26 protein-coding genes are annotated in these 24,437 nt (G+C 66.1%); 16 read left to right on the forward strand and 10 right to left on the reverse strand.

Annotated elements, in window-relative coordinates:
- Window positions 1-37 precede the first annotated feature (37 nt).
- Window positions 38-1,522 (forward strand): serine/threonine-protein kinase, encoded by a 1,485-nt coding sequence (locus MTY59_RS18695; protein ID WP_221042466.1) that lies wholly within the window; start codon window positions 38-40, stop codon window positions 1,520-1,522.
- 185 nt (window positions 1,523-1,707) lie between these two features.
- On the opposite strand, the gene MTY59_RS18700 is transcribed toward MTY59_RS18695, so the two are convergent.
- Together MTY59_RS18700 and MTY59_RS18705 are read right to left on the reverse strand one after the other, a co-directional pair.
- On the reverse strand, window positions 1,708-2,496 hold the full coding sequence (locus MTY59_RS18700) for an SDR family NAD(P)-dependent oxidoreductase (RefSeq protein ID WP_221042467.1): 789 nt from the start codon (window positions 2,494-2,496) through the stop codon (window positions 1,708-1,710).
- Window positions 2,497-2,524: 28 nt separating this feature from the next.
- Window positions 2,525-2,953: a DUF1707 domain-containing protein gene (locus tag MTY59_RS18705; protein WP_221042468.1), complete on the reverse strand. Its 429-nt coding sequence runs from the start codon at window positions 2,951-2,953 to the stop codon at window positions 2,525-2,527.
- A gap of 64 nt (window positions 2,954-3,017) precedes the next feature.
- Between MTY59_RS18705 and MTY59_RS18710 the strand changes: the two genes are divergently transcribed.
- The gene (locus tag MTY59_RS18710) at window positions 3,018-3,623 is read left to right on the forward strand and encodes a TetR/AcrR family transcriptional regulator (RefSeq protein ID WP_221042469.1); all 606 of its coding nucleotides are present in this window, start codon (window positions 3,018-3,020) and stop codon (window positions 3,621-3,623) included.
- 117 nt (window positions 3,624-3,740) lie between these two features.
- Entirely contained in the window at window positions 3,741-5,165 is a 1,425-nt protein-coding gene (locus MTY59_RS18715) for a CehA/McbA family metallohydrolase (RefSeq protein ID WP_221042470.1), read from the forward strand.
- A 37-nt stretch (window positions 5,166-5,202) separates the two neighbouring features.
- Here the strand turns inward: MTY59_RS18715 and MTY59_RS18720 are convergent, their stop codons facing one another.
- A complete protein-coding gene (locus tag MTY59_RS18720) occupies window positions 5,203-6,471 on the reverse strand; it encodes a cytochrome P450 (RefSeq protein ID WP_221042471.1) in 1,269 nt (422 codons plus the stop codon).
- Between the two features lie 156 nt (window positions 6,472-6,627).
- Here MTY59_RS18720 and MTY59_RS18725 point away from each other — a divergent pair, with 156 nt between their 5' ends.
- Window positions 6,628-7,080: a VOC family protein gene (locus MTY59_RS18725; protein WP_221042472.1), complete on the forward strand. Its 453-nt coding sequence runs from the start codon at window positions 6,628-6,630 to the stop codon at window positions 7,078-7,080.
- Window positions 7,019-7,651 (forward strand): DUF3761 domain-containing protein, encoded by a 633-nt coding sequence (locus MTY59_RS18730; RefSeq protein WP_221042473.1) that lies wholly within the window; start codon window positions 7,019-7,021, stop codon window positions 7,649-7,651. Before MTY59_RS18725 ends, MTY59_RS18730 begins: the two co-directional genes overlap by 62 nt.
- 381 nt (window positions 7,652-8,032) lie before the next feature.
- On the opposite strand, the gene MTY59_RS18735 is transcribed toward MTY59_RS18730, so the two are convergent.
- Window positions 8,033-8,743, reverse strand: a complete 711-nt coding sequence (locus MTY59_RS18735) for a cutinase family protein (protein WP_221042474.1) — start codon at window positions 8,741-8,743, stop codon at window positions 8,033-8,035.
- 164 nt (window positions 8,744-8,907) lie between these two features.
- On the opposite strand from MTY59_RS18735, the gene MTY59_RS18740 reads away from it, so the two are divergent.
- The 5 genes from MTY59_RS18740 to MTY59_RS18760 all read left to right on the forward strand — a co-directional run bounded on the left by MTY59_RS18740 (window position 8,908) and on the right by MTY59_RS18760 (window position 12,515).
- Window positions 8,908-9,747: a GAF and ANTAR domain-containing protein gene (locus tag MTY59_RS18740; RefSeq protein WP_221042475.1), complete on the forward strand. Its 840-nt coding sequence runs from the start codon at window positions 8,908-8,910 to the stop codon at window positions 9,745-9,747.
- A gap of 202 nt (window positions 9,748-9,949) precedes the next feature.
- Window positions 9,950-10,621, forward strand: a complete 672-nt coding sequence (locus MTY59_RS18745; protein ID WP_221042476.1) for a C39 family peptidase — start codon at window positions 9,950-9,952, stop codon at window positions 10,619-10,621.
- 139 nt (window positions 10,622-10,760) lie between these two features.
- Entirely contained in the window at window positions 10,761-11,312 is a 552-nt protein-coding gene (locus tag MTY59_RS18750) for a carboxymuconolactone decarboxylase family protein (RefSeq protein WP_221042477.1), read from the forward strand.
- Window positions 11,309-11,854, forward strand: a complete 546-nt coding sequence (locus MTY59_RS18755; protein WP_221042478.1) for a carboxymuconolactone decarboxylase family protein — start codon at window positions 11,309-11,311, stop codon at window positions 11,852-11,854. The genes MTY59_RS18750 and MTY59_RS18755 overlap by 4 nt, the downstream gene beginning before the upstream one ends.
- A 124-nt stretch (window positions 11,855-11,978) precedes the next feature.
- Window positions 11,979-12,515, forward strand: a complete 537-nt coding sequence (locus tag MTY59_RS18760; RefSeq protein ID WP_221046520.1) for a TetR/AcrR family transcriptional regulator — start codon at window positions 11,979-11,981, stop codon at window positions 12,513-12,515.
- Here the strand turns inward: MTY59_RS18760 and MTY59_RS18765 are convergent.
- The gene (locus MTY59_RS18765; protein ID WP_221042479.1) at window positions 12,495-13,664 is read right to left on the reverse strand and encodes an acyl-CoA dehydrogenase family protein; all 1,170 of its coding nucleotides are present in this window, start codon (window positions 13,662-13,664) and stop codon (window positions 12,495-12,497) included. The genes MTY59_RS18760 and MTY59_RS18765 overlap by 21 nt on opposite strands.
- A gap of 262 nt (window positions 13,665-13,926) precedes the next feature.
- Here MTY59_RS18765 and MTY59_RS18770 point away from each other — a divergent pair, with 262 nt between their 5' ends.
- Window positions 13,927-14,628, forward strand: a complete 702-nt coding sequence (locus tag MTY59_RS18770) for a condensation domain-containing protein (protein ID WP_250160601.1) — start codon at window positions 13,927-13,929, stop codon at window positions 14,626-14,628.
- A gap of 59 nt (window positions 14,629-14,687) precedes the next feature.
- Entirely contained in the window at window positions 14,688-15,467 is a 780-nt protein-coding gene (locus tag MTY59_RS18775; protein WP_221042481.1) for an Rv3717 family N-acetylmuramoyl-L-alanine amidase, read from the forward strand.
- A 12-nt stretch (window positions 15,468-15,479) separates the two neighbouring features.
- Here MTY59_RS18775 and MTY59_RS18780 read toward each other — a convergent pair whose 3' ends face one another.
- Window positions 15,480-16,238, reverse strand: coding sequence for a cutinase family protein (locus MTY59_RS18780; protein ID WP_221042482.1), 759 nt, complete (start codon window positions 16,236-16,238; stop codon window positions 15,480-15,482).
- A gap of 235 nt (window positions 16,239-16,473) precedes the next feature.
- On the opposite strand from MTY59_RS18780, the gene MTY59_RS18785 reads away from it, so the two are divergent.
- Window positions 16,474-16,716, forward strand: a complete 243-nt coding sequence (locus tag MTY59_RS18785) for an acyl carrier protein (RefSeq protein WP_221042483.1) — start codon at window positions 16,474-16,476, stop codon at window positions 16,714-16,716.
- 278 nt (window positions 16,717-16,994) lie between these two features.
- On the forward strand, window positions 16,995-18,482 hold the full coding sequence (locus MTY59_RS18790; protein ID WP_221042484.1) for a flavin-containing monooxygenase: 1,488 nt from the start codon (window positions 16,995-16,997) through the stop codon (window positions 18,480-18,482).
- 5 nt (window positions 18,483-18,487) lie between these two features.
- Here the strand turns inward: MTY59_RS18790 and MTY59_RS18795 are convergent, their stop codons facing one another.
- The 4 genes from MTY59_RS18795 to MTY59_RS18810 form a co-directional block, all read right to left on the reverse strand.
- Window positions 18,488-18,892: a septum formation family protein gene (locus MTY59_RS18795; protein WP_250160878.1), complete on the reverse strand. Its 405-nt coding sequence runs from the start codon at window positions 18,890-18,892 to the stop codon at window positions 18,488-18,490.
- 83 nt (window positions 18,893-18,975) lie between these two features.
- The gene (locus tag MTY59_RS18800; protein ID WP_221042486.1) at window positions 18,976-19,518 is read right to left on the reverse strand and encodes an ester cyclase; all 543 of its coding nucleotides are present in this window, start codon (window positions 19,516-19,518) and stop codon (window positions 18,976-18,978) included.
- 91 nt (window positions 19,519-19,609) lie between these two features.
- The gene (locus tag MTY59_RS18805; protein WP_221042487.1) at window positions 19,610-20,917 is read right to left on the reverse strand and encodes a cytochrome P450; all 1,308 of its coding nucleotides are present in this window, start codon (window positions 20,915-20,917) and stop codon (window positions 19,610-19,612) included.
- Between the two features lie 36 nt (window positions 20,918-20,953).
- Entirely contained in the window at window positions 20,954-21,301 is a 348-nt protein-coding gene (locus MTY59_RS18810) for an MmpS family transport accessory protein (protein ID WP_221042488.1), read from the reverse strand.
- Between the two features lie 90 nt (window positions 21,302-21,391).
- Here MTY59_RS18810 and MTY59_RS18815 point away from each other — a divergent pair, with 90 nt between their 5' ends.
- Together MTY59_RS18815 and MTY59_RS18820 are read left to right on the forward strand one after the other, a co-directional pair.
- Window positions 21,392-22,477 carry an NAD(P)H-dependent amine dehydrogenase family protein gene (locus MTY59_RS18815; RefSeq protein WP_221042489.1) on the forward strand — a complete coding sequence of 362 codons (1,086 nt, stop codon included), beginning with the start codon at window positions 21,392-21,394 and terminating at the stop codon, window positions 22,475-22,477.
- A gap of 108 nt (window positions 22,478-22,585) precedes the next feature.
- On the forward strand, window positions 22,586-24,412 hold the full coding sequence (locus MTY59_RS18820; protein ID WP_221042490.1) for an Hsp70 family protein: 1,827 nt from the start codon (window positions 22,586-22,588) through the stop codon (window positions 24,410-24,412).
- The last annotated feature ends 25 nt before the right edge of the window (window positions 24,413-24,437 follow it).

Raw genomic sequence — 24,437 nt, forward strand, 5'->3', positions numbered from 1 at the left:
CTCGCGGGCTGGACTGTCTTGAGAAAGGATTGCTGACTTGACCTCCTCGTCCCGCGGTTCGCGGCTCGGTACCCGGTTCGGGCCGTACGAGCTGCGATCACTGATCGGCACCGGGGCAATGGGCGAGGTCTACCGCGCGTACGACACGGTTAAGGACCGGATGGTCGCCGTCAAGCTGTTACGTGGCGAGACGGCCGCGGACCCTGGCTTCCAGCAACGTCTTTGGCGCGAGTGCCGCAAGGTGACGCGACTGCAGGAGCCGCATGTGCTCCCGCTGCATGACTTCGGCGAGATCGACGGGGTGCCCTTCATCGACATGCACCTGGTCGACGACGGGGGCAGCCTCAAGGATCTGCTGCGCGAGCAGGGCGGGCTGGAACCGTCGCGCGCGGCGTCGATCACCGCGCAGGTGGCGCGCGCCCTGGACGCCGCGCATGCCGGTGGGCTGGTGCACCTCGACGTCAAACCCGAGAACATCCTGCTCACCCACGACCACTTCACCTACCTCGCCGACTTCGGCATCGCTCAGGCGGCCGGCGACGAGAACCTTTCGCGGACGTACATGGCGCCCGAGCGATTCACCACCGGGCGCACCGGACCGCAGACCGATATCTACTCGTTGGCGTGTGTGCTCTACGAGTGCCTCACCGGCCAGCCGCCATTCGAGAGCGAGGACGCGGGGGAGCTGAAGCGCGCGCACATGCTGGCGCCGGCACCCCGGCCCAGCATCATGCGCCGCGGCGTGGGCCGCGAGTACGACGACATCATCACCCGGGGCATGGCCAAGCCGCGCGTCGCGCGATTCGCGTCCGCGGGTGAGCTCGCCAGGGCCGCCAGCGAGGCGGTGTTCGCGGCCTACGAACCGGTGGGTGCCGCGGCCGGCCGAAGCGGCCCCCCGAAGACGCGCCCGTTACCGATAGCCCCGCCCGAAGAATTCGACGAGCCCGCTGACAGCCGCCCCGAGCCGCCTCCGGCGTCCGAGAGCTCGTGGCACTGGCCGGCGATCGGCCGCACACCGCTCCTGGTGGCCGCCGTGGCTGGGGTGCTATTGATCGCCGGGCTGGTGTTGTCGGTGAATTTGGTTGGCGGGACTCATCACAACGGTTCGGGCGCCGCGCCGCTGTCGAGTGCACAGGCGGCCGCACCCCCGTCCTCAACGACCCCGCCGCCACCGCTGACCCCGACGCTGTCGCGTCCGGTGAAGGGTGCCGACGGGTTGGGGTTCGTCGGCGAGACGGCCCGCTGCGACCCGGGCAACCCGCCGGCCGCCGTGGTGCGCACCGCCAAGTCACTGGCGGTGGTGTGTAAAAACCTCAGTGGGACTTACTATTACCGCGGCGAGCGTATTCGCGACGGCGCCCACCTCGAACTCTCCAACGCCGAGCGGGTCGAGGACGGATTCGATGTCACCAATCCGGTCGACGGCGTCGTCTACGAGGTGCGGCCGAACCGGCTGCGGATCATCAGCTTCGGGCACGTCGATTCGTCGGAGCCTGTGCTGCAGTACGCGACGGCATCGTAATTACCACGGGCGCGGCGCCTTCGCTGCATCCACGTAGGCCTCATAGGTCACATCAGTAACGGTCTGCAGGCCATAACACGCTTCCCAAAAGCGCTAGCGGATGTGCTAGCGCTTTTGACAGTCGCCTATCAGTCGGCCCCAGCGCCTCGAGGAACGGCACGGTGAAAACCGCGGTTGCAACGTCGTCACGCTGTCTTCGCCGGTGCTTCGGCGGGCCGCAGCATCCGCCCGCTCATCAGCGCCGACACCCATCCGGGCGCGAGTCGTCCGCCCGTCGCCATCATCCGGTAGCGCCAGCCGGGCACGACCACCGCTCGGCCGCGGTCAAGGCCGCGCAACCCGGCGGCCACAACGGGTCCGGGCGCGGCGAGGTGCCGATAGACGGCGGTGTGTGAGACGTCCGACCCGAGCGCGTCGACGAATCCGGTGCGGGTGGGCCCGGGGCAGAGCGCGGTCACGGTGACGCCGGAGCCGCGGGTCTCGGCCCACAGCGCCTGGCTCAGCGACAGCACGAAGGCTTTCGACGCGCCATAGGTGGCTTGATAGGTGCCGGGCTGAAAGGCGATGGTGGAGGCGACATTCAAGATGCCGCCGCAGCCGCGGGTCAGCATTCCGGGAAGGACCGCGTGGGTCAGGCGGACCGGTGCGTCGACGTTGACCGCGACCAGTTCGCGTTCGCGATCGGCGTCGATTTCCGGGAACGGGCCGTAGGTGCCGAAGCCGGCGTTGTTGACCAGCACATCGATCACCCGTCCGTGCAGACGGGCGATCAGAGAGTCGACACCGTCGTTGGTGCCGAGGTCACCCACGACCAGTTCAACCTGGGTGGCCTGCCCGATCCGCTGCTTGACCGCCTCGAGCCGGGCCTGATCCCGTCCGGCCAACACGAGCGAAAAACCCCGCTGCGCCAGTTGCTCGGCGAAGATCGCGCCCAGCCCTGAGCTGGCGCCAGTGATCACTGCCGTATTCGTCATGACTCCTCCTCACGAGTTGCGTTGGTTCTCAACGGCTTTGCTTGAGGCGCGGTATCGACACGGCGTGGCTGACGAGTCCGATTCCCGCGCCGAGGATGGGCCAGATCGGCCAGAAGTAGGTGGCGTCGGTGGTCATGGCGACCGCCGCCCAGACGGTGAGCACGATGACGACCATGGCGAGGTACGCGCCGAGGTGAGCGCGCACTCCGCGGCGAGCCGCGGCGATGCGAGCGGCACGTCGACGGGGGTCGTGGCGCCGGATGCGATCGAGCGGCAGCCCGGCGAGGACCGCGCGGAGTTCCTCGGCTGTGTGCGTCTGGAACGCCGTTTGCAGCCGCTTGTCGTACTCGTCCACCTGCAGGTAGCCCTGGGCGAGTGCCTGACCGAGTAGGTCGGCGGTCTTCTCCCGGTCGCGGGTGCCGGCGAGTGTGGATGTGGTTTCAAGCAGAGTCGACATTTCGTCTCCTTGGTTCACCAATGTGAATAGCATTAACATAGACCTTGATGTTAATGTCGTCAACATGGCAGTCAAGCGGTCGTCCGCGCCGCGTCAGAGCTATCACCACGGCGATCTCAAACGGGCGTTGACCAGCGCCGCGCTATCGCTGGTGGCCGAGAAGGGGCCGAAAGGATTCACCCTCACCGAGGCGGCGCGCCGTGCCGGCGTCAGCGCCGCGGCCCCGTACCGGCACTTCGCCGACAAGGCCGAGCTGCTGGCCGCCGTCGCCGAACAGGGATTCCACGACCTGCACGCCGCTCTGGCCGCCGCCGCGGACCGCACATCGGATCCGAAGGAGCGGGTGATCGAGCTCGGCCGTGCCTACGTGCAATGGGCCGCCGCCCATCCCGACCACTATCAGGTGATGTTCGGTGCGGAGTCGCTGAAGGCCGAGCAGCCGAGCGTGGCGGTCGCCGGCGAGCAGGCATTTGGCGATTTGCTCGACGCGATCACCAAGTGCCAGGAGGCGGGGATCGTCGAGGATCGGGATCCGCGTGAGGTTGCCGCGCCGCTCTGGTCGCTGGTGCACGGCATCGCGTCGCTCGCCATCGGTGGCCAACTGACCGCTGTCGGGATTGTTCAAGCCCCCGACGAATTGATCGCGGGCGTTGTGGCTCAAGTGCTTTGAGCGGTGGGCAGCTAGCGAACATGACAGCGACGCGATGCCGTGAGTTCGTGTCGTTGTAACGGATATTTACTCCTTCACGCCGGATCCTGGGCGCTGTACCGATAGGGGAGGGCCGCCATGAGCGTCGCGATGTTCGCGCCCGATGCCATCACCGAACAGTGCGAGGACGAGACGATCCACATAGCGTTTTCAGGACGCTTCGGGTTCGGTATCGACCAGTGGGCGTACCTGCCGTTCGAGGTACCGACGGGGGTGAAGCAAATCCGGGTTACCACAGCGCATGACCACTTTGCGCTCGGTAGCGTAGTGCGAAACGTGTTGGATCTAGGCATCTTTGGACCAGCCGGCCACGAATTGGGCAATGCGGCCGGTTTTCGGGGATGGTCCGGCGGGGCCCGCGAGGGTTTTGTGATCTCAGGCAGCTATGCCACTCCGGGCTATCTTGCGGGCCGCATCGAGCCGGGTGTCTGGGCCGTGGCCCTCGGGCCCGTGGTGCTGAACCCGTGGGGAATGGGTTGGCAGGCAAGCGTCATCCTGGAACGCGGTCAAACCGCTGCGGAAAGCGACGCCACGGTTGCATATCCGCCTCCGCCGGTCGGCCGCGCGGGGTGGTACCGCGGCGACCTGCATCTGCACACCGTCCACTCCGACGGCCAGCGCGATCCCCATAAAATGGTGACCGCCGCGCGCGACGGCGGCCTGGACTTCATCGTCTCTACCGACCACAACACGAACTCCGCGAATCGGGTATGGCCCGAATGCCGTACCGGATCGCTGTTGGTAATTCCCGGTGAGGAGGTGACGACCAGGCACGGGCACTGGCTCGCTGTCGGCCTGTCGCCGCGCGCATGGGTTGACTGGCGATACGCGCCGCGCGACGGGGTGTTCCCGCGCTTGGCCGCCGAAGTCCGCGGCGCGGGCGGTCTCGTGGTCGCCGCCCATCCTTCCGCACCGGTGCCGGGCTCGTTGTGGGAGTTCGGTTTTGAGCACGTGGACGCGCTCGAGGTGTGGAATGGCCGCTGGAATCTCGACGACGAAGCATCGCTTCGCATTTGGCACCGGCTGCTGCGTGGCGGCCGGCGTGTCGTTGCGGTCGGTGGCAGTGACTCGCACACCGAACACCAGCCGGTCGGCTCGCCGCAGACGGTGGTGCACGCGCGTGAGCTCTCGGCGCCGGTGCTCGTCGACGCGCTGCGCGGCGGCTGTTCCTACATCGCCCGATCGGCCTCTGTCACAGTCGAACTCACCGCCTCACACTCGGGCTCCCGAGAAGTGGCCTGGCCCGGGCAGACGTTGCGGGTGCCGCCCGACGGACCGGTCACCGTCACGGCGATGGTCACCGGAGCTGCCGGAACCAGCGCTGCCCTGATCACCGCGGCAGGCTGCGTGGGCCGAGGGACGGTGGGCTCGTCTGCACGGACCATGTTGCGATGGGAAGTCGACGCCGCATCCGCACGCTTCGTGCGGCTGGAGGTGCGAGAGTCGCCACGGCGCCCGCTCGGCGCGATGGTCGCGATGATAAACCCCGTGTGGCTAGGGTGATGACGGTGGTGGCCGCGTGCGATGGCCCGCCTTGTGGCTACCACGGTCGTGACGTGCGCCGACTGGCCCCGGGAGTGAAGGTGACCGGGAGCTTGCCCAGGCCGGTCATGCTCGGGTTGCCGAGGTATTGGTGGACGTTGTCCACGTCGACTTGGTAGTCGGGGATGCGGTCGAGGACGGCCTTGACCATCACCCCGGACATCAGCCGGGCCAAGTGCGATCCGATGCAGCGGTGCGGGCCGAGCCCGAAGGCGACGTGGCGGTTGGGGGCGCGGTCGAGGATGATTTCGTCTGGCCGGTCGAACTCGTTTTCGTCGTGGTTGGCTGACAGCCAGCTGATGACGACTTTGTCGTTCTTGCGGAGGCGTTGGCCGGCGAGGACGACGTCGTGAGTGACTGTGCGGCTGAGGGTTTGGTTGACCGAGAAGTAGCGCAGGAATTCGTCGGCGGCGGTGCGGTAGAGCTCCGGGTGGTCGATGAGTTGTTGCCTGATGTCGGGGTGGGTGCCCAGGTGCTTGAGCGTGAGCGCGGTCTGGGAGGTGGTGGTGTCGACGCCGCCGCCGATGAGGTTCCACAGGATATTGAGCAGCTGTTCGTCGGTGAGGCGGTGGCCGTCGAACTCGAATTGAATCAGGAAGCTGGTCAAGTCTTCTCGGGCATCGGCCCGCCGGCGGGCCGCGAACTCGAGGACCTCTTGCATCATGGCGGGCACTTTGGCGATCGCGGTGGCGTACTCGTCGCTGTCCTGGGGGACGGCCATGACGGAGTGAAAGAGGTTGGCGTACAAGTGCCAATTGTCGTAGGGCAGGCCCATCAACTTCATGGTGAGGATGGCCGGGACCGGGCTGGCGTAGTCGAGCACGAGGTCCATGTGCCCGTCGTCGATGTGTTGGTCGAGAAACCAGTGCGCGGATTGCTCTATGAACGGCTTGAGTTTCTCGACGGCGCCGGGGGAGAAGAACGGCGCCAGCGCGTGGCGTAGGGCTTGGTGGTAGGGGCCGTCGACCTCGCCGATGCCCAGGGCCGGCTGACCGTCGGGGCGCGGGACGCCCATCTCGCCTTGGTAGTCCACGCCGTCGTCGGCGTTCGGTTCGTATTTGTGGGCGAAAGTGCCGCCGTCGCGGGCGGTTTGGCTTACTGCGTCGTAACTGCTGAGGAACCAGAACCCGCCGTAGTTCTCGTTCCACGCCACCGGACATCGCTGCCGCAGGTCGGCGTTGACGGCCAGCTCGTTGAGGTTGAACGCGTCGGAATGATGGTCGAAGTCAACGATTGCGTCTGCGCTGACGTTCGGACGTGTGGCCATCGAAAAGCCCTCCAACGGAAGGTGATCTGCTTCTTCGGCGGTGCGCTTATTGGTCTATCTTTGCATTATTGCGCGTTTGAGCCGGGTGAAGGTAGTGATGTTGTGGGTCGGGCGGCGTCGGGGCGCACAGGCCCGGTTTGCTGCGGAAAGGTTGTCATGACGAGCCATCGGACGGTTTTCAATCACGTTGGTTTATGCGTCCGCGATCGTGAGCGGTCGCGCCGCTTCTACGAGGGCCTGCTGGGGTTTCAGTTCTGGTGGGAACTCGACCCGCCCGACGGCCCGACCTCTCAGCTGGTGGGGCTGCCCGAGCCGCTCGGCGTGCACGCGACGTATCTGGTTCGGGATGGGGTTGTGCTCGAGCTGATGGACTACTCGAAGCGTCAGGTTCACGCCGGGTCGGAGCGGGCCATGGATCAGGTCGGGCTGACGCACATCTCGTTCTCGGTGTCGGATCTTCCCAGGGTGTTGGCGAGGGTTACGGAGTTTGGGGGAGCGGTGGTTGACGGGACCGTGGGTGAGGCGATGGCGATGATCCGGGATCCGGATGGGCAGCTGCTGGAGTTGCTTTCGGAGGGGTGGTTGTCGGCGTTGCCGGAGCGGCCGTAGTCAGGTTGTACTGGTTCGTCGGCCCATCTCGCATGATTCGGAGCGCGATGGCCAAGGACTCATAATCCGTTGGTCGCGGGTTCAAGCCCGCCCCCATCCCCGGTTGGTCGTTCGGGGTACTTGCAGGTCCGGCAGAACCAGTTCGTGCTGTCTTCGGCCAGATTGTTCAATTCCACGCGAGCCGCGCCTCAGCCCGCTACTCTCCGTTCCGGGGTGGGCACCCGCGAATTCCAAAATCATTTTTTTCGAGGTGGGGTATGCGGTCCAGCTTCTAGTTGCCGTGGCCGCTATTGCAGCAGGTGCGGTGTGCGTTGTTCCGTCGGCCGTTGCGAGCGGGCCGATCACCATCCTGGCTAGTTGTGGTAAAGGCTTTTACCAGAACTCAGATGGGCAATGCATCCCCGACCCATCGTCGGGCCTTCCACCAGGTGGTGCCCCCGGACTCGTGGGTAGCAATGGGGCACCCGCGGGGGCTACCGCGATCTGCCGAGATGGCGACTACTCGTTTAGCACGCACCACACGGGCACATGCTCGGGCCACGGAGGCGTCAGGCAGTGGCTTAGCAACTAGTTAAATGCGTTCAGGAGCAGGTTGTCGATACTTTTTCCGTGAGGTGGTTGGCAATGTCCATCGCGCGGAACGGCCGCCACGAACGTAGTCGAAGTTTCCAGGGCCAGTGCTGCGTGGTCGTCGATAGCCGCCAACATCCCCCAAGCTAATACCATGTCCGTTCACGTTTTCGGCGCGTTGGAGCGCACCAGATCGGACTGCCAGTCGACTTGATTTCCGGATGCGACATACCTTCCGCTGCCCGGATCGTGTGCAGCACTGCAGCTGAGGTGGAAACGCCAGAACCATTGGAATTGAATGCGTTTGGCTCGACGCGCGACGCGTCGTAGGCCCGGCAGCGATTATCGCTCCCGACCCGACGACGAAACCCAATACCGCGACCTACAAATGACTCGCGGCGAAATCCGCTCCCTGGTTCACCATGCCGTTCGTCGCATAAAGAGTGTGCGCGATGCCGGGCGGCCCCGGAGGGGCGCCATTGCAGATGGTGTCGTCGGGAGCGCACAACTGATCGGTCTTGGACGCATACAGGGGACCGATCGTGATCGGTGGCGCACCGGCGTCCCGCAAGAACTCGTTGGACGGCGTGCCGAACAGCACTACCGCGGCGACGTGACGGGCCACCTCCGGCGGGAGCGGCTGGGGCACCGAGGAGGCAAACTCCGCAGGAACTTCCTTGGGCACGGCGGCCGAAGTGACGAAGCCGGACACGACGGCGCCCTGCGAATAGCCGCCGAGCACCATTCGGGTGTTGGGGCAGTCGGCCGCCGTGGATTGCAGATGAGCGCCGGCGTCCCTGATCCCTTCGACGACCGTCGCCGCGAAAGCGACGCCTCCATTGAAATCGCTGCTGGCTGGGTAGTTGACCGGGTAAACCCCGACCGACTTGCCCCCGACTCGCGACCCAAGCGCGTCGACGAATGCCTGCCCGACCCCGCCAACCCCGGGTGGCTCGCCGGTCCCGCGGGCGAACACCACCTCCACGTCAGGGCACGGGGCGGCAGACACGATTGGGACGGGTGCGCTGACCATGCACGCCCAGGCCGTTGCCACGGCGGTCCCCAGCAAACGGGTGAATCGTTGTGCGCTCATCGCTGGCGGATGCCCGCTGTAGGGCAGCCGAAACGGTCGTCTGCGATATCAGCGGAGTCGCCCGCCAAACCAACCGCGCTCTTCACGCCCCGAAGGCGACGATGCAGACCCTGAATGCCTGCTCAGCAGGCATGCCCGACGGCAATTCGTGTCACACTGTGCTGATGGTTCCCCAGGATCAGCGCACCGACGACTCCCTTCCGGCCGCCGCGTCGGCGCAGGACAGCGAGCAGCTCGCCGACTTGGTCATCCAGGCCACCGCCGACAACAGGATCACGCCGACGATGCTGGGTCAGATGCTGGTCAGCGCCAGTCGCAGCATCGCCGACGAGGACGATCTGCTGACGCTGCTGCAGCATGTCTGCGAGATCGCGCACGACGCCGTCGACGGCGCCGACAGCACGGGGGTGACCATCGACCTGGGCGGTCGCATCTATACCGCGGTGCACACCGACCAACGCACGCTGCGTGTCGATACCGAGCAATACGACGCCGGCCAGGGACCGTGCCTGGACGCCTCCCGGACCCGCACCATCGTGCTTGTCGACTCCGACGACGCCGCGGCGACGTGGCCGAGGTTTGCCGCAGCCGCCCGCGACGAAGGGATTCTGAGCTTCCTGGCCGCGCCCCTGTTCACCGACGAACAAACGCTGGGATCGCTGAACCTCTACGGACGCTCCCGGTCGGCATTCGACAACTTCGACGCCGAGATCCTCGCCATGCTCACCACGGCGGTGTCCCGCGCGATCGGCGACTTTTCCCGCTTTCGGTCTGCCCGCGACGTGGCCGAATCCATCCAGCGTGCGCTGCAAACCCGCGCCCCCATCGAACAGGCCAAAGGCATGCTGATGGCCATCCACCAGATCGACGCCGACCACGCCTTCGACAGGCTTCGCCGGAAAAGCCAGGAGATGAACGTCCCGCTGCGTGCCGTCGCATCCGATCTTGTGCAGCAACTCAGCACGACTTCCGAGCCGGAAGCCGATGCGCCCCAGGCCGTCTGAACTCGCACTGGCCGCTGGGGCGCAGTAGGTGCGCCGCGCAGTTTAGGCCGTTACAGTTTGCAGCTTGATCTCATGGCGATAACGACCCGCGCGTCGCCACGCGATTTTCGCCGGGTTTCTGTTAAAAATCCGTCCAAGGCCATACCTGAGCCTTTTCTCGTCACATCTACACGCCGCCGCTGCGGCTCGAGAACGGGCGCCTATGACGAGCACCTTGCGGGCAAGGGTCGCCGCCACACGAACGGGTGGCCGGGTCGTTCTGCTCTGCGCCACCGCCGCAGCGTCGCCGGTGATATTGGCCGCCGGGGTACATGCGACCCCGGGCGACCCCTTCCCGGACGCCGACCATGAGTTGGGAATGTCTGGCGATCCCGTCGCCGCCGCGCCCTACTGGCGCCAGCAACAGGGCTCCGACTGCGGGGAAATGGCGGTGGCCGATGTGGTCGGCCAGATCACGGGACGCCAGCCCACCGAGCAGCAGATGATCGCCTTGGCCGAAAACACGCCGAGCGCAACGGGTCACGGGCCGATCTGGAAGCCAACGAGCACCACCGATATCGCCGACCTTCCGATCCTGCTGTGGCACTACTGGATCAGAGCCGACAATATCCAGACCCAGACCGACGCCCTGGCACGCAAGCTGGCGGAAAACCACAAGGTCATAGCCATACTCAATGCCGAAACAATCTGGAACCGGCCCGGGAAGCGAAACACCGCAAACCACTTCGTGGTTGTCACGGGCATCGACAGCAAGGCCGGCGTGGTGCACCTCAACGACAGCGGCATCAGCACCGGCCGCGACGAGCAGGTTCCCGTCGCCGTCTTCGAGCAGGCGTGGGCCCCCAATTACAACTCGGCAATCGTGACCAAGTAGCGATCACAACACGAGACCGAAATGACTTGCGGTAACGCACAATCGAAAGCTCGCTGTTTGCCGCTCGCGGTGTAGTCGGAAACGGCTAGCGGTGTTCACTACAGTCGAGGAACCTATCTGGACACGAAAGGACTCGGCGATGACGCGAATGCCCTTGGTCGACACGGACCGACAACCCGAGCGGATCCAGCAGTTCATCGCACGCCCTGACACGCTCAACGTACTTCGACTGCTCGCCAACGCCCCCAACATCTTTGACGGATGGGCGCAGATGACGGCCGAACTGTTCAAAAGCCCGACCTTCACCCCGCGGATGCGCGAAGTGATCATCCTGCGGGTCGGCCATCTGCAAGACTCACCCTACGAGCTCGGCCAGCACGTCATCTTCGGTCGCACCGCCGGGCTCACCGACCGAGAGATCGACGCCCTGCTCGATAAGGAAGACCTGGATGCGGCCGGATTCAGCGGGGACGAACGCACCGTCATCGACACCGTCACCGAGTTGTGCACCACCCGCCGGCTGCGCGACGACTCGTTCGCCACGGCGCATCAACTGCTGGGCGACGAGGCGCTCACCGAATTGCTGATGATCGTCAGCTGCTACTACGGCCTGGCGCTCGTGCTCAACGCCGTCGACCTCGAGATCGACACCCCGAGTTTTTCCAGCCCCGATGAAGGCCTGGCCAAGTGACCCGGATCCCGTATCGCGAACCCGAAGACATGACCGAACTGGCCCGCGAATTGACCGCGCGGCGAGGCAATCTCAACGTCTACCGCGCACTGGCCAACGCCGACAAGGTGTTCACCGGCTGGATGGTGGCCGGCGACGCCGCGCTGAGCAGCCCGGTGCTGCCCAGAAGGCTTCGCGAACTGATCGTCCTGCGGACGGCGTATCTCATGGACTGCGCCTACGAACTCGGCCAGCACAAAGATGTCGCGCAGACGGTCGGAGTCGACGCCGCCACCATCGACGCCGTCACCTCCGACTCCGATTGGCAGACAGGGCCATTCGACGCCACCGAGCTGGCGATTCTTCGACTGACCACCGAACTGGTGACCACCCGCCGCGTCGCGGCCCCGCTGTTCGACCAGGTACATCAGGCTCTCGGTTCGGAGGCCACCGTCGAAGCGCTGATGGTCATCGGCCGATACGCGGGCCTGGCGTTGATGCTCAACGCGCTCGACGTGGACCTCGACGACACCGCGCGGCTACCCGTTCCGCCGACGAGGTGAGGGGAACGGTAGTTACCGAGATTGCCTAATCTTCCCTCCGACCAGGGAAGCCTCCCGTAATGTCCGTGGGGTGGACGTGCGAAAACAGCCGTCGACCCGCCTGTCGGCCGAGGACTGGCTCGAGGTGGGTTACACCGTGCTTGCCCGTGAGGGAGTGCGCGCACTCAAAGTCGAACGCCTCTGCCAGCAGGCGGGTGTCACGCGCGGCAGCTTCTACTGGCACTTCGAGGACATCGAGCAGTATCGGGCCGCGCTGGTCGAATCGTGGAACAAATTCCTCGAACGCGACCGTCAGGCGCTGTCCGAGCTTGACGCGTTGCCACCCCGGGAACGCCTGTTGGCCCTGACGCAGACGTTGGTCAGCCCCCAGTACTGGATGCTGGAGCGGGCGATGCGGGAGTGGGCTCGCCTGGACCCGGTGGCGGCCGAGAATATCCGCGCAGCCGACCGGCTGCTGCTGCGCACCGTGATCAAGGCCTACTGCGACTACGGTTTCGGCTACGAGGACGCCAAACTGCGCGCCGAATTGACCTTCGCCGCGGGGATCGGTTTGCTGCATCTCACCACCTCGGCCGAGCAGGCCAAATCGGTGGCGCAACGCGAACGATTCCTGGCCGTGATGTTGGGGGAGACCGCCTGCTCAGACCATGGCGATGGGTGAGATCTTGGCGCCAATTGCCAACGCCCCGGCCAACTCTCGGCTCGTGTCGTAATCGAACACCACATGGCCCGCCGCGATGTCCACGTCGCGCTTGGCCCGCTGCATCGGGCTGGACAAGAAATGGGCGCTGGCGCCGGAGGCTTCCATGACATCGGCGATGATCGCCCGGCTTTCGTGCACGGTGCGCGCGGCCGCCAGCCGTGCGTCGGCCCGCACCGATCGACTCACCCGTTCGCCGCTGACCACGATGGTCTCGATGTCGTCGGCCGTCTTGTCGACCAACGCCCGCAGTGAACTCAGCCGCACCCTGGCCTCGCCCAGCCGGATCTGCGCGGCGGGCTGATCCTTCTGCGCCACCCCGCTGTAGGCCAGCACGCGCCCGCTGAGCCGTTCGGCAAAGAGTTCGGTCACCCTTTCCGCGGCGCCGAGCACCGGCATGGCCGCGGTCAGCGCCAGCGCCGGAACCATCGGCCACCGGTAGGTCGGGACCCCGTGCTCACGCGAACCCGGTGCCGTGCCGCCGTAAATGTCGGCCACGGCGACCAAGCGATGCTCGGGCACCAGCGCGTCGGTGATCACGAGGTCGTGCGAGCCGGTGCCGCGCATGCCGGCGGTGTGCCAGGTGTCCACGACCTCCACCTGGTCGGCGGGCACCACGGCCAACGCCGGATCGATCCGGTCCGGCCGTTCGATCAGCACGCCGACGATCATCCAGTCGGCATCCATTGCGCCGGTCGCCCAGGACCACCTTCCGGTCAGGCGCACTCCACCGTCGGCCGGTACGCCGCGGCCGGTGGGGGCCAGGGGAGCCGGCGCCAGCACGGGTCCGGACGCGAAGACCTCGTCCTGAACGCGCGGATCGAACAGCGACAGCATCCAGTTGTGCAGCGCGTAGAAGCCGAGAGTCCAGGCGCTCGATGCGCAGCCGTGTGCCATGCGCCGAATCGGTTGCAGCAGTTCGGGAAACGAGGCCTGCAGGCCGCCGAACCGGGCGGGCAGCAGCAATCGGAACAGCTCGGTCTGCCGAAAATCGCTGATCGTCGCCGCGGGCAGGCGCCGCAATCGTTCGGCCTCCTCGGCGCGATCGGCCAGGCGCGCAACGAATTCGTCGGTAACGCCGTGCAGCGGGCGGCTTTCAACCACGGACATGCTCAGACCGTAACATACTTTTTAGTATGGCTATTTCCGGTGCTGCGCAGACCGTCGACGGGCCTCCGCGCTGATGTCGCGATTTGTGCGAAACGTGGCTCATCGTCGGGAGCCGGCGTGCAGGCGACGGCGGCAGACTGGTCGCGTGGGCTACGAGCCTGCCGCAGCTGAATCTCCGATGAACGCGCTCGAACCGATTAACCGAAGCGACCGGGAGGTCATCTGCATTGTGCGGCAGTGCTTTACCGCGTTTGGAGGTTCGGTGATCGTCAACAACCCGCATCACAACCAGGCAACCACTCTCGTTCGTCCCCTGGGGGCCGCGGAGCGGCTTTTCTGCCGATACAGCGAGCGCAATCCCTCTCACTCCACGATCGTGGCGGAATTCGACGAAGTGCTCGGGGTGAACCGGGTGTGGCCCGCGTTAGCCGCCGTCCAGCGACGGCATCCCTTGCTGTCCGTGCACGTCGAGGACCGGCCCGGCATCCGCCTGGGTTTCTATCGCGCGCAGACCGTCCCGCCCGTCGAGCTGACCGTCCTCCGCGGTCCGGAGTTGGCGTGGCAGGCCGCCGCGGCCGAGGAGCTCAGCCGACCGTTCGACCGTTCGCGCGCGCCGCTGATGCGCGCATTGTTGCTGCAGGATCCTTCGCGCAGCGCGCTGTTACTCACCTTCGACCACACGATCGCCGACGGAATCAGTTCGATCGTCGTGCTCACCGACGTGATCGCAGCCCTCAACGGCCAAACCTTGTCGAGTTTGCCTGTGCCGCAAGCGCAAGAGAACCTGATCGCGAACACGATCGATCCAGCCGACCCGCCGGACCCCACCGCGCTGTCCGACGACCTGAGGGCTCAGCCAGACCGATGGCGAACATCTGACTGGAGTCACCACCTACGAGGGCAGGTTGCGGATGGTGACGTGTGGCTACAGCGTGCCGGACACGTTCTTGAAGAGCGTGGCTGACGCCTTGATGGCCGCCGTCGAGGAAACCTGACGCCCGAGCCGATTGCTACCATCGCGCGGTGAGTGATCGCCCGGGTGGGCCACGATCCGTTGCCCGCCGCGACGTCCTGAAGATCGCCGGTGTCCTGCCGGCGATCGTCACCGCCGGCGCAGTGCTGCCCGCCCCGCGCGCAACGGCCGGCATGTCCGGTATGTCGGTCTTCCTCGATCCGGGCCACAACGGCGTGAACGACGCGTCGATCAACCAGCAGGTGACCAACGGGCGCGGCGGCACCAAGCCCTGCCAGACCTCGGGGGCGGTCGCCGACGACGGCTACGCCGAGCACTCATTCACCTGGGCGGTGGTGGGTTTGATCAACGACTCGCTGAACCAGATGGGCGTTCACACCCAGCTGTCCCGCGACAGCGACGGCGGCGTCGGCCCGTGCATCGACCAACGCGCGGCGGCGGCCAACGCCATGCGCCCGGACGCGATCGTCAGCATCCATGCCGACGGCGGGCCGCCGTCGGGCAGCGGATTTCACGTCAATTACTCCAGCCCGCCGCTCAACGACGTCCAAAGCGGACCCGCCGTACAGCTGGCGCATGCGATGCGGGATGCCTTGGTCCAGTCCGGATTGCAGCCGGCCGACTACATCGGCTCGGACGGGCTGTACGGCCGCGACGACCTGGCCGGGCTGAACCTGGCCCAGTACCCCGCGGTCCTGGTCGAACTCGGCAACATGAAAAACGCGGGTGACCTGGCGCGAATGGAAAATCCGGACGGTCGGGCGAAATACGCGGCGGCCGTCACCCAGGGGATTGTCGCCTTTCTGAACTCCAAAGCCGTGACCGGCTAGCGGGAGCGCCAGTCAGCCGCCGAAGCCGCCACCCGTCGGCGCCGCGACCGGAGCCGGCCCACCCAGACCGAGGTGGCTGGAGGCGAAGGCGACTCCCTTGTCGATCATCGCGTTGTCGTCGGCGTAGGTGTCGTGCGCGGCGAAGTTGAGACCGTCGGAGCAGACCGGGTCCTCGGTGGCGCACACCTTGACGGTCTTGTCTTGGTAGAGCGGGCCGATGACCACGGGCGGTTCGTTGAGGAAGTTCATCGCCCGCACGTTGGGCATGCCGAACAGCACGACCGAGGAGACGTGGCTGGCGACGTCGGGGGACAGCGGCTTTGGAACGGTGTTGGGGTCGACACCGTCGGGCACCGAGGCCGAGGTGACAAACCCCATCACGGCCGCGCCCTGCGAGTAGCCGCCGAGCACCATCTTGGTGTTGGGGCAGTCGTGGGCCATCGAGTTGATGTGTGCGCCCGCGTCTCTGATCCCGTCGATGCCGGTATCCCATTGGTCGCTGGCGGGGTAGTTGACCGGATACACATCGAAGGACCGGCCCCCGACCCGCTGGTGCAGCGCGTCGACGAAGGCCTGACCGGTGGGGCCGACGCCCGGCGCTTCACCGGTGCCGCGGGCGAACACCACTTGCACGTCCGGACACTGGGCCGAGGCGGACGGGATAACGGAGGTGGTCAGCGCGGAAGCGGCCACGCCCGACGCTGCGATAACTGCTGCTGAACCAAGGAAACGAACGATGTGACGTGCCATCATGGCGTCCGAGATTCCCATGCAAGCCCCTCCCAAAACTGTCAAGTTGCCAACCATTTGGTGATGTTTTCCTGTATACCGGGGTGCAGCGACAGGCGGTGGATGGCGGCCGCGCCGCCGCCATCGGACCGACGCAGCCATTGCGTATCGGGTTGCTTACAAAAACACTTTAAGCCGTCGTTTGATGTTGTCCATTCCGGGTAGCCGGAGACGGCAAGTATCAGATTTGGCGCTCACTGTCCGAAGGGGTGGCGACATGGCAACGGGTGAAACGCGTTTCGACGACGTGACCTTTGATCTTATTTCCCTTCAATATCACTCGCTCAAAGCGGGGCACGATTACGGCCAGTACGTGCGCGACGCGAAGAACGCCGGCCTCGATGACGTCGCGTCGTTCTTCAGCGACGTGATGGCTCAAGACTCCGAGCGCGCCGTTCGATGCCACGAGTTCCTGGGCCGGCTGCAGGGCACGCCGACGGCTGGGCCGGCCACAAGATAAGAAATCTGCGCGGGCTGATGGCTTCGCCCTGAGCTAATTCGACGGCACCGATCGGGGACCGAGGGTCGCCTAATCGTTGAGTATGCGGCCGTTTCCGCAGGTTGATCGCCGGATGGCCAGGTCTGATAGACCCGTCGATGAGTCGCCGCACTCGTGTCGGCAAGGTCACATACTGGCAAAGCTCGGGTGCGCTCGGCGTGGCGCCCTATTAGAGTTACGTATCTTAGGGAAAGCTTATGATTCGTTAAGTACGGAAACAGGTAGCACGGAGCAAGGCTGTGGACACAGACCGTTTCGACGCGATCATCGTAGGCGCAGGTTTCGGCGGCATCGGCGCCGCGATTCAGCTCAAGCGCCTCGGATACGACAACTTCATCATCCTCGACCGCGAGGACGACCTGGGTGGCACCTGGCATGTCAACCATTACCCGGGCATCGCGGTCGACATCCCCTCGACCACTTACTCGTACTGGTTCGAGCCCAAGCCGGACTGGTCACGGCTGTTTGCGCCCGGCGCTGAGGTCAAGCGCTACGCCGTAGACGTCGCCGACAAGTACGACGTGCGCCGCCACATGCGGTTCAACACCACCGTTGAGGGCGCGCACTGGGACGAGGACGCCGCGGTGTGGCGAGTGGCGCTGGCCGGCGGCGAAAGCTTGACCTGCCGCTTGTTGATCACCGCAACCGGCTTCCTGTCCCAGCCGCGCATGCCCGACATCCCGGGCATCGCGAGCTTTGCAGGCAAGGTCGTCCACACGACCGCCTGGGACCACGACTACAACTATGAGGGGCGCCGTATCGCGGTCATCGGGACCGGAGCGTCCGCGGTGCAGGTCATTCCTGAGCTGGCCAAAGGGGCCGCGGACCTGACCGTGTACCAGCGCACCGCGACCCATGTGATTCCCAAATTCGATTTCCCGATCTCCCCGGCCCTGCGACGCCTGTTCGCGCGGTTGCCGGCGACGCAGCGGACCCTGCGGTGGGTGAGCGACATCATTCTCGAGATCATCATGGTCGTCATGGCCCTGCATTTTCGGGAGTCGCGGGGGCGGGGGAACATTTCCGCCTCCGACATGGCCAAGATCAACCGATTCCGGTGGATTCGGGACAAGGAACTGCGCGCCAAGTTGACGCCGGATTACGACCTCGGCTGCAAGCGACCGACCTTTTCCAACAGCTTCTACCGCGTTTTCACACAGCCGCACGTGCACCTCGAGACCAACGCGATCGAACGGTTCACGGCGGACGGCGTTGTCACCGCCGATGGACGTAAGACCGTCATCGACACCCTGGTGCTCGCGACGGGATTCGACCTGTGGGAGGCCAACTTTCCGGCCATCGAGGTGGTCGGCCGGAAAGGCCGCAACCTCGGAAAGTGGTGGCGGGAGACCCGGTTCCAGGCCTACCAGGGCGTCTGCGTGCCCTACTTCCCCAACTACATCAGCCTGGCCAGCCCGTTCGCCTTCTCCGGACTGTCCTTCTTCCACACCATCGAATACCAGATGCGGCACATGGACCGACTGCTCGGCGAGGTCAAGCGTAGAGGTGCCACGACCTTCGAGGTGACCGAAGAGGCCACCGATCAATTCATGGAGCGGATGACCAAACGGCTGGACAATTCGGTGTTCTACGCAGGCAACTGCGCCACGTCCCGGTCGTATTACTTCAGTCCCAGCGGTGAGGCATCGTTGCTGCGGCCGACGTCAACACTCAACTCGATACGAGAGGCCGCGACCTTCTCGTTCAGCGACTACGTCATCGCCTAGACACCTCAGCGGCGCGCGGACCCGGTCAACGGTTGCCCGTTGGCGGACTGCAGCAGGCAGATCACGGTGCTCGGGGTGGGGTTTGCGCCGGTGCGGTCCTGGTTCGAGTCGATGAGATAGGTGATCGACAACCGGCCGCCGTCAACGGATTGACCGGTGTACGGGGCTAATCCGGCCGCGCAATCGCGATTGGCGACGGTGGCGATGGCAGCGTCGACGGCCATCGGGGCGCGGAGATACACCTCGGCTAAATGCGCTGTCGCGCAATCGACCACGGTGACGTTGACGCGACTCCCGTCGGCGGGCGGCAGATCGGTCACGCATTCGCCGGCCCGCAGGTCGATCCACTTCTCGGTGTGCGCCCCAGGCTGTAATGGCGCGGCGGTGGCCATCGCGCAGGAACCCAACATGGCGACGGCGGTCACGCCGCACATCGTGTGAAGGCTTGAAAACCGCATCGCAGCCTCCCTCGCTCCATCCTTAGCGGTGGAGTTTAGGCGGTGTCGGTCAGCGCCGGGTCCGGTTTTTCCGACGACATCGACATGAACCCTCGAAGGCACCGCGCGGCCAGCCACCAGTTCGCCGGCTTCTTCATGTCCAGTCCGCCCAGGAGCTGCTTGATCATGGTCAGCGTGTCGAAGTAAATGCGTTCGCAGACAAGGGTTTCGGTGGTATCGAAGACGAAGTATGCGGTCATGCGGACGCGGAACCGGCTGCCGGTGGGCGGGACCTTGCCCAGGTAGCCGCGGTGCGTGCCCATCAGCCAGAATTCGACGATCACCGCGTCGGCGCTGTGGCGCAGCGCGATGATTTCGTGGTCCTGGTCGGGAAATGCGGTCCGTGTGTAGGCGTAGTAGTCGCGCACCGCTGCGTCGCCGTCGTGCACGAGCATCTGGGGGATCAGCTCGTAGCGCGGGTGCGGGAAGGTCGCCAAGACGTCGTCCCAGGCCTCGCGGACCTCGTCGTGGAAGTGGTCGAGGACGAGTTTCTGGCGGACGGCCAGTACCTCGGCGGCGGGGAACGCGGGAATGGTCACGGGGTCAGCGTAATCCCGGAATCGATAGCGCATGCGCTATCGGTTTCGAGATAGCGACATACCCTCGGGGAGAGGCGAATTCGACGCGGGATTACCGGGGCGGGGTCCAGGCCACCGGCAGGGTTTTGATGCCGTGGATGAACTGCGAGAGCAGCCGCGCGGGTTCGTCCGTCGCGACGATGTCGGGGATCTCGCGGCGCAATTCGTCGAAGACGACCCTGATCTCACGACGAGCGAGGTTGGCGCCCAGGCAGAAATGGGCACCGCCGCCGCCGAAGCCGAAGTGCGGGTTGGGGGTGCGCGCCACGTCGAAAACCCAGGGATTCGCAAACGTCGACTCGTCGCGATTGGCCGAGTTGTACCACAGCGTCGCCTTGTCGCCGGCCTTCATCTTGGTGCCGCTGAGCTTGAAGTCCCGGGTCAGGGTGCGTCGCATGTAGACCACCGGGGAGGCCCACCGCACGATCTCCTCGACGGCGGTGGGGGTCAGGCGATCGAAGTTGGACCACCACTTCTCCCGCTCGGCGGGGTAGCGCGACAGCGCCAGCACACCATGGCTGATCGCATTGCGCGTCGTCTCGTTGCCGGCCACCACCAACAGGATGAAGAACGACGCGATCTCCGTCGACGACAGCCGTTCCCCGTCGACCTCGGCTTCCACCAGGCTGGTGGTCAGGTCGTCATGGTGATTGGACCGCCGGTCCTCGGCCAGCGCGCTGGCGTACGCGCCGATGTCCATCGAGACCTGAAGGAACTCATTGAAATCCGTCGCCAGATCCGGGTCGCCGAACCCGAGAATGACGTTGGTCCAATGGAATATGCGCTGATGGTCCTCTTCGGGGATGCCCATCATGTCGCAGATGACCTGCAACGGCAGCGGACCGGCGAGCTCGTTGACCAGCTCGGCCTCCCCGTCGGGATGATTGGCGATCAGTGACGCGACCAGCCGGCGGGCCCGCTCGCGGACCGAGGCCTCGATGCGCGCCACGACCTTCGGGGTGAACGCGCGGCTGACGATCGAGCGCAGCCGCTGGTGCCGCGGATCGTCGAGCACGATCATCGAGCCGAAGTACTCGCTGATCTCCGGAGTGTTGTCGCTGATCGTGATGTTGGGGCTGGAGCTGAAGATGTCCGGGTGACGACTCGCGAAATGCACGTCGTCGTGTTTGGTCAGCGCCCAATGCCCGCCGCCCGGTTCGAACCCCTCGTACTCGATCGCGGGCCAGAACGAGATCGGTGCCTCGCGGCGCAGGGTGGCGAACGCGCCGTCGCGGAAGTCGTCGTCCAACGCCCAGAAGTCCAGCGACTCGAGATGGATGTCGGTGAGCGCAATGTCCGGCGGTGACGTCCCGTTCGTCCGCGGCGCCAGGCCTTTCCTGGGACCGGTCTTGAGGCTCATCTAGACCTCCTTTGTGGCGAAAATGGGAGTGCTGGGTCAGTGCGTGCAGACCGTCCTGGCGGGCGCACCCGTGGTGGCCGTCGCGGCACTCACCACGTTGCCGTCCAGCAAGATCTTGCAAGAGATCGGGCCCGGCCCCTGCGCGCTGACGGTGAACACCTCGCCGCCGTAGCCGGTGAACTCCGTCGACCAGGGCAGCGGCGCATTCACCTGATGCAGCTGCCCGTTGTCGGTTTGGTAGTAGATGAACTCGGCGACGGCGGGCCCGTTGATCTCGTAGCGGACCTTCGGCATCTGGGGAAGGGCGTGCGCTACGCCGCATGCGTTCGCGAACCCGAAACCGACGGCCAATAGGACCGAAGGTCCGGCGAGGTGCTTCGTCATGATTTGCATCGTGTCACCGCGAGCGGCGGTAGGGAAGCTTATGGTGAAGCGTGAAGCGGGGGCTGGTGACCGGGAAGGTGGCGTCAAGGCATGGCGGGACACGGCTCAAAGCGTGTGGTGGTGTACGGAACCGGCTTCGTCGGCAAGATGGTGATCGCCGAGATCGTGAAGCATCCGCTGTTCGAGTTGGTCGGCGTCGGCGTGAGCAACCCCGCCAAGGTCGGCCGCGACGTCGGTGAGATCTGCGGGCTGCCCGAGCCGGTCGGCATCACCGCCACCGACGACGTCGACGCCCTGATCGCATTGAAACCCGACGCACTGGTGCACTACGGCCCGACGGCGATGCACGCCAAGGAGAACATTTCGCTGATCACCCGGTTCCTGCGGGCCGGCATCGACGTGTGTTCGACCGCGATGACCCCGTGGGTCTGGCCGACCATGAGCCTGAACCCGCCGAACTGGATCCAGCCGATCACCGAGGCCTGCGAGCTGGGGGAGTCGTCCTGCTTCACCACCGGCATCGACCCAGGATTCGCCAACGACCTGTTCCCGATGACGCTGATGGGGCTGTGCTCCGAGGTGCGCCGGGTCCGGGCCTCCGAGCTGCTGGACTACACCAACTACGAGGGAGACTACGAATTCGAGATGGGCATCGGCCGTGAGCCGGAGTTCAAGCCGATGCTGGAAGACCGCGACATGCTGATCTTCGCGTGGGGCGCCACCGTCCCGATGATCGCGCACGCCGCCGGCATCATGCTCGACGAAATCACCACCACCTGGGACAAGTGGGTGACACCCACGGAGCGCAACTCCGCCAGGGGCGTCATCAAACCGGGGCACGTGGCCGCCGTCCGGTTCACCATCAACGGCGTCTACCAGGGCGAGACCCGCATCCAGCTCGAACACGTCAACCGCATCGGGCTGGACGCCGCCCCGGACTGGCCGACGGGCCACGACAACGACGTCTACCGCGTGGACATCGAGGGGACCCCAAGCATTTTCCAGGAGACCGCGTTCCGGTTCACCGACGGCTCGGGCCGGGACGCGGCCGCGGCCGGATGCCTGGCGACCGGCCTGCGCGCACTCAACGCCGTTCCGGCGGTCAACGATTTGCGGCCGGGCTGGGTCACCCCGCTGGACCTTCCGCTGATCGCCGGTGCAGGCAACATCCGGTGACCGGCGCACAGCGGGCGCATAGCTGTCGCTGACACGGAATACAGGTTTTGGCGGCACAATAACGGCTAGCCGGATGCGAGTCGCTGCTGCGGATACGGGGATCGGGATATGGCCATTGGAGTCGGGACCGCGCTGGGCTTATCGATTGGTGCCACCAACCTGGCGGCCGTCACCGCCGACAACGCCATCACCCGCAAGCCCGTTCTGACGCTGTATCCGGATCGGCCCGCCGAGATCGGCATCCCCGCGGAGAATCCACGATTGCAGGGGCCCGGCGTGGTGATCACCGGCTTCGTCAACCGGGTCGGCGACCCACGTGGCGTCGTGGCGGTCGACGGTTCGGTGCACCGCAGCGAGGTGTTGGTCGCCGACGCGTTGCGGGCGCTCGCGTATGCCGCCACCGGCGGACGCGCCCTGCCCGACGACGTCGCGGTCACCTATCCGGCCCACTGGGAGTCACACGCGGTGGAGGCCCTCGGCACCGCCCTGAGCGAGATCCCCGAATGGGCGCGACGCACGCGTCCGACCCTGCTGATCCCCGACGCCGCGGCCACGTTGCTCGCCGTGCGGACCAGCCCGGGCATCCCGCCGCGCGGAACCGTCGCGGTCTGCGACTTCGGCGGCACCGGCACCAACATCACCTTGATGCACGCCGACGGTGACTACCGGGCGTTGGCCCCGACCGTTCGGCACCGCGAATTCTCCGGCGACCTGATCGACCAGGCGCTGCTGGGCGCCGTCATCGCCAACATGCCGACCACTGGTGCGTTCCCGTCCGGCAACGTGGCGATCGGCTCGCTGAGCCGGCTGCGCAGCGCATGCCGGATCGCCAAGGAACAGCTCTCATCGGGCACGGTCGCCACGCTCACCGACGGGCTGACCGGGACGCGCGGCGAAGTCCGGCTCACCCGGGACGAACTCGACGACGCGATCCGTCCCTCGCTGAACCGCACGATTTCGGCATTGGACGAAGCCTTGGCGCGCAACGGAATCCGTGATCTCGTCGCGGTGGTCTCGACGGGCGGCGGGGCGAACCTGCCGACCGTCACCACCGCGCTGTCGCGGCACTTTCGCGTCCCTGTCGCCACGACGCCGCGCCCGCAACTCGCGGCGGCGGTCGGCGCCGCGTTGCGGGTCGCGCACGGCCCCGGCGATGCGGGCGCGACGCTCTCGGCTCCGGCCGCACCTGCCGCGCCTGCCGCGTCCGCCACGCTCTCGGCTCCGGCCGCGCCTGTGACGGCTCGGGCATCGGTTCCCCCGGATCCGCGCCCGGAAGCGACCGCGACCACGCAGGCGCCGCCGGCCGAGCCGACGCAGGCCGAGCTGGCACGGGCCTGGGCCACCGGGCACAACTCGCGGGTCACCGCCGCCGGGTATTCCGGGCCGGACCCCGATGCGGCGACCGGAGCGGCCGTGGCCGCGACTGGGTCGGCCGAGGCCGCACCTGAACCCGTCCAGCGCAAGCGGCTGGTGTCTCGCCGGCATCTGCTGCCGGCGGCGGCGGTCATCGTCACCGTCGCGGCGGTGCTGTTGGTGGGGACCGCCGTGGCAATCGGGCTTACCGCGCAGAACAAGACGGCCACCACGCCAACCCCGGCTCTGAGTACGACACCACCGGCGCCCCACAGCGCGACCGCCGAGCCGGCGCCGCCGCCACCCGACGTTCCGGTGCCGTCAACCTCCGACACCACCCCGCCCGCCGACACCGAGACGCCGATGACCACCACGCCCCGGGCTACTCCTCAGGCGGCCCCACCGGCAGCGCCCGCCCGTCCGGCGACTCCGGCGGCTCCGCGCAAAGTGGCGGCCCCGCCGATCCCACCCGTTCCGGGCGTGAACGAACCCATCCCCGGGCTCGACCGCGTCAACCAGATCATTCAGGAGATCGAGGGCAACCTCGGCATCAGCGCGCTAGGACCGATACCCGCTCATTGAGCCCTACGTCGTCAATTCGGGTTCA

The organism is Mycobacterium senriense, from assembly GCF_019668465.1.
Taxonomy (GTDB): Bacteria; Actinomycetota; Actinomycetes; order Mycobacteriales; family Mycobacteriaceae; genus Mycobacterium; species Mycobacterium senriense.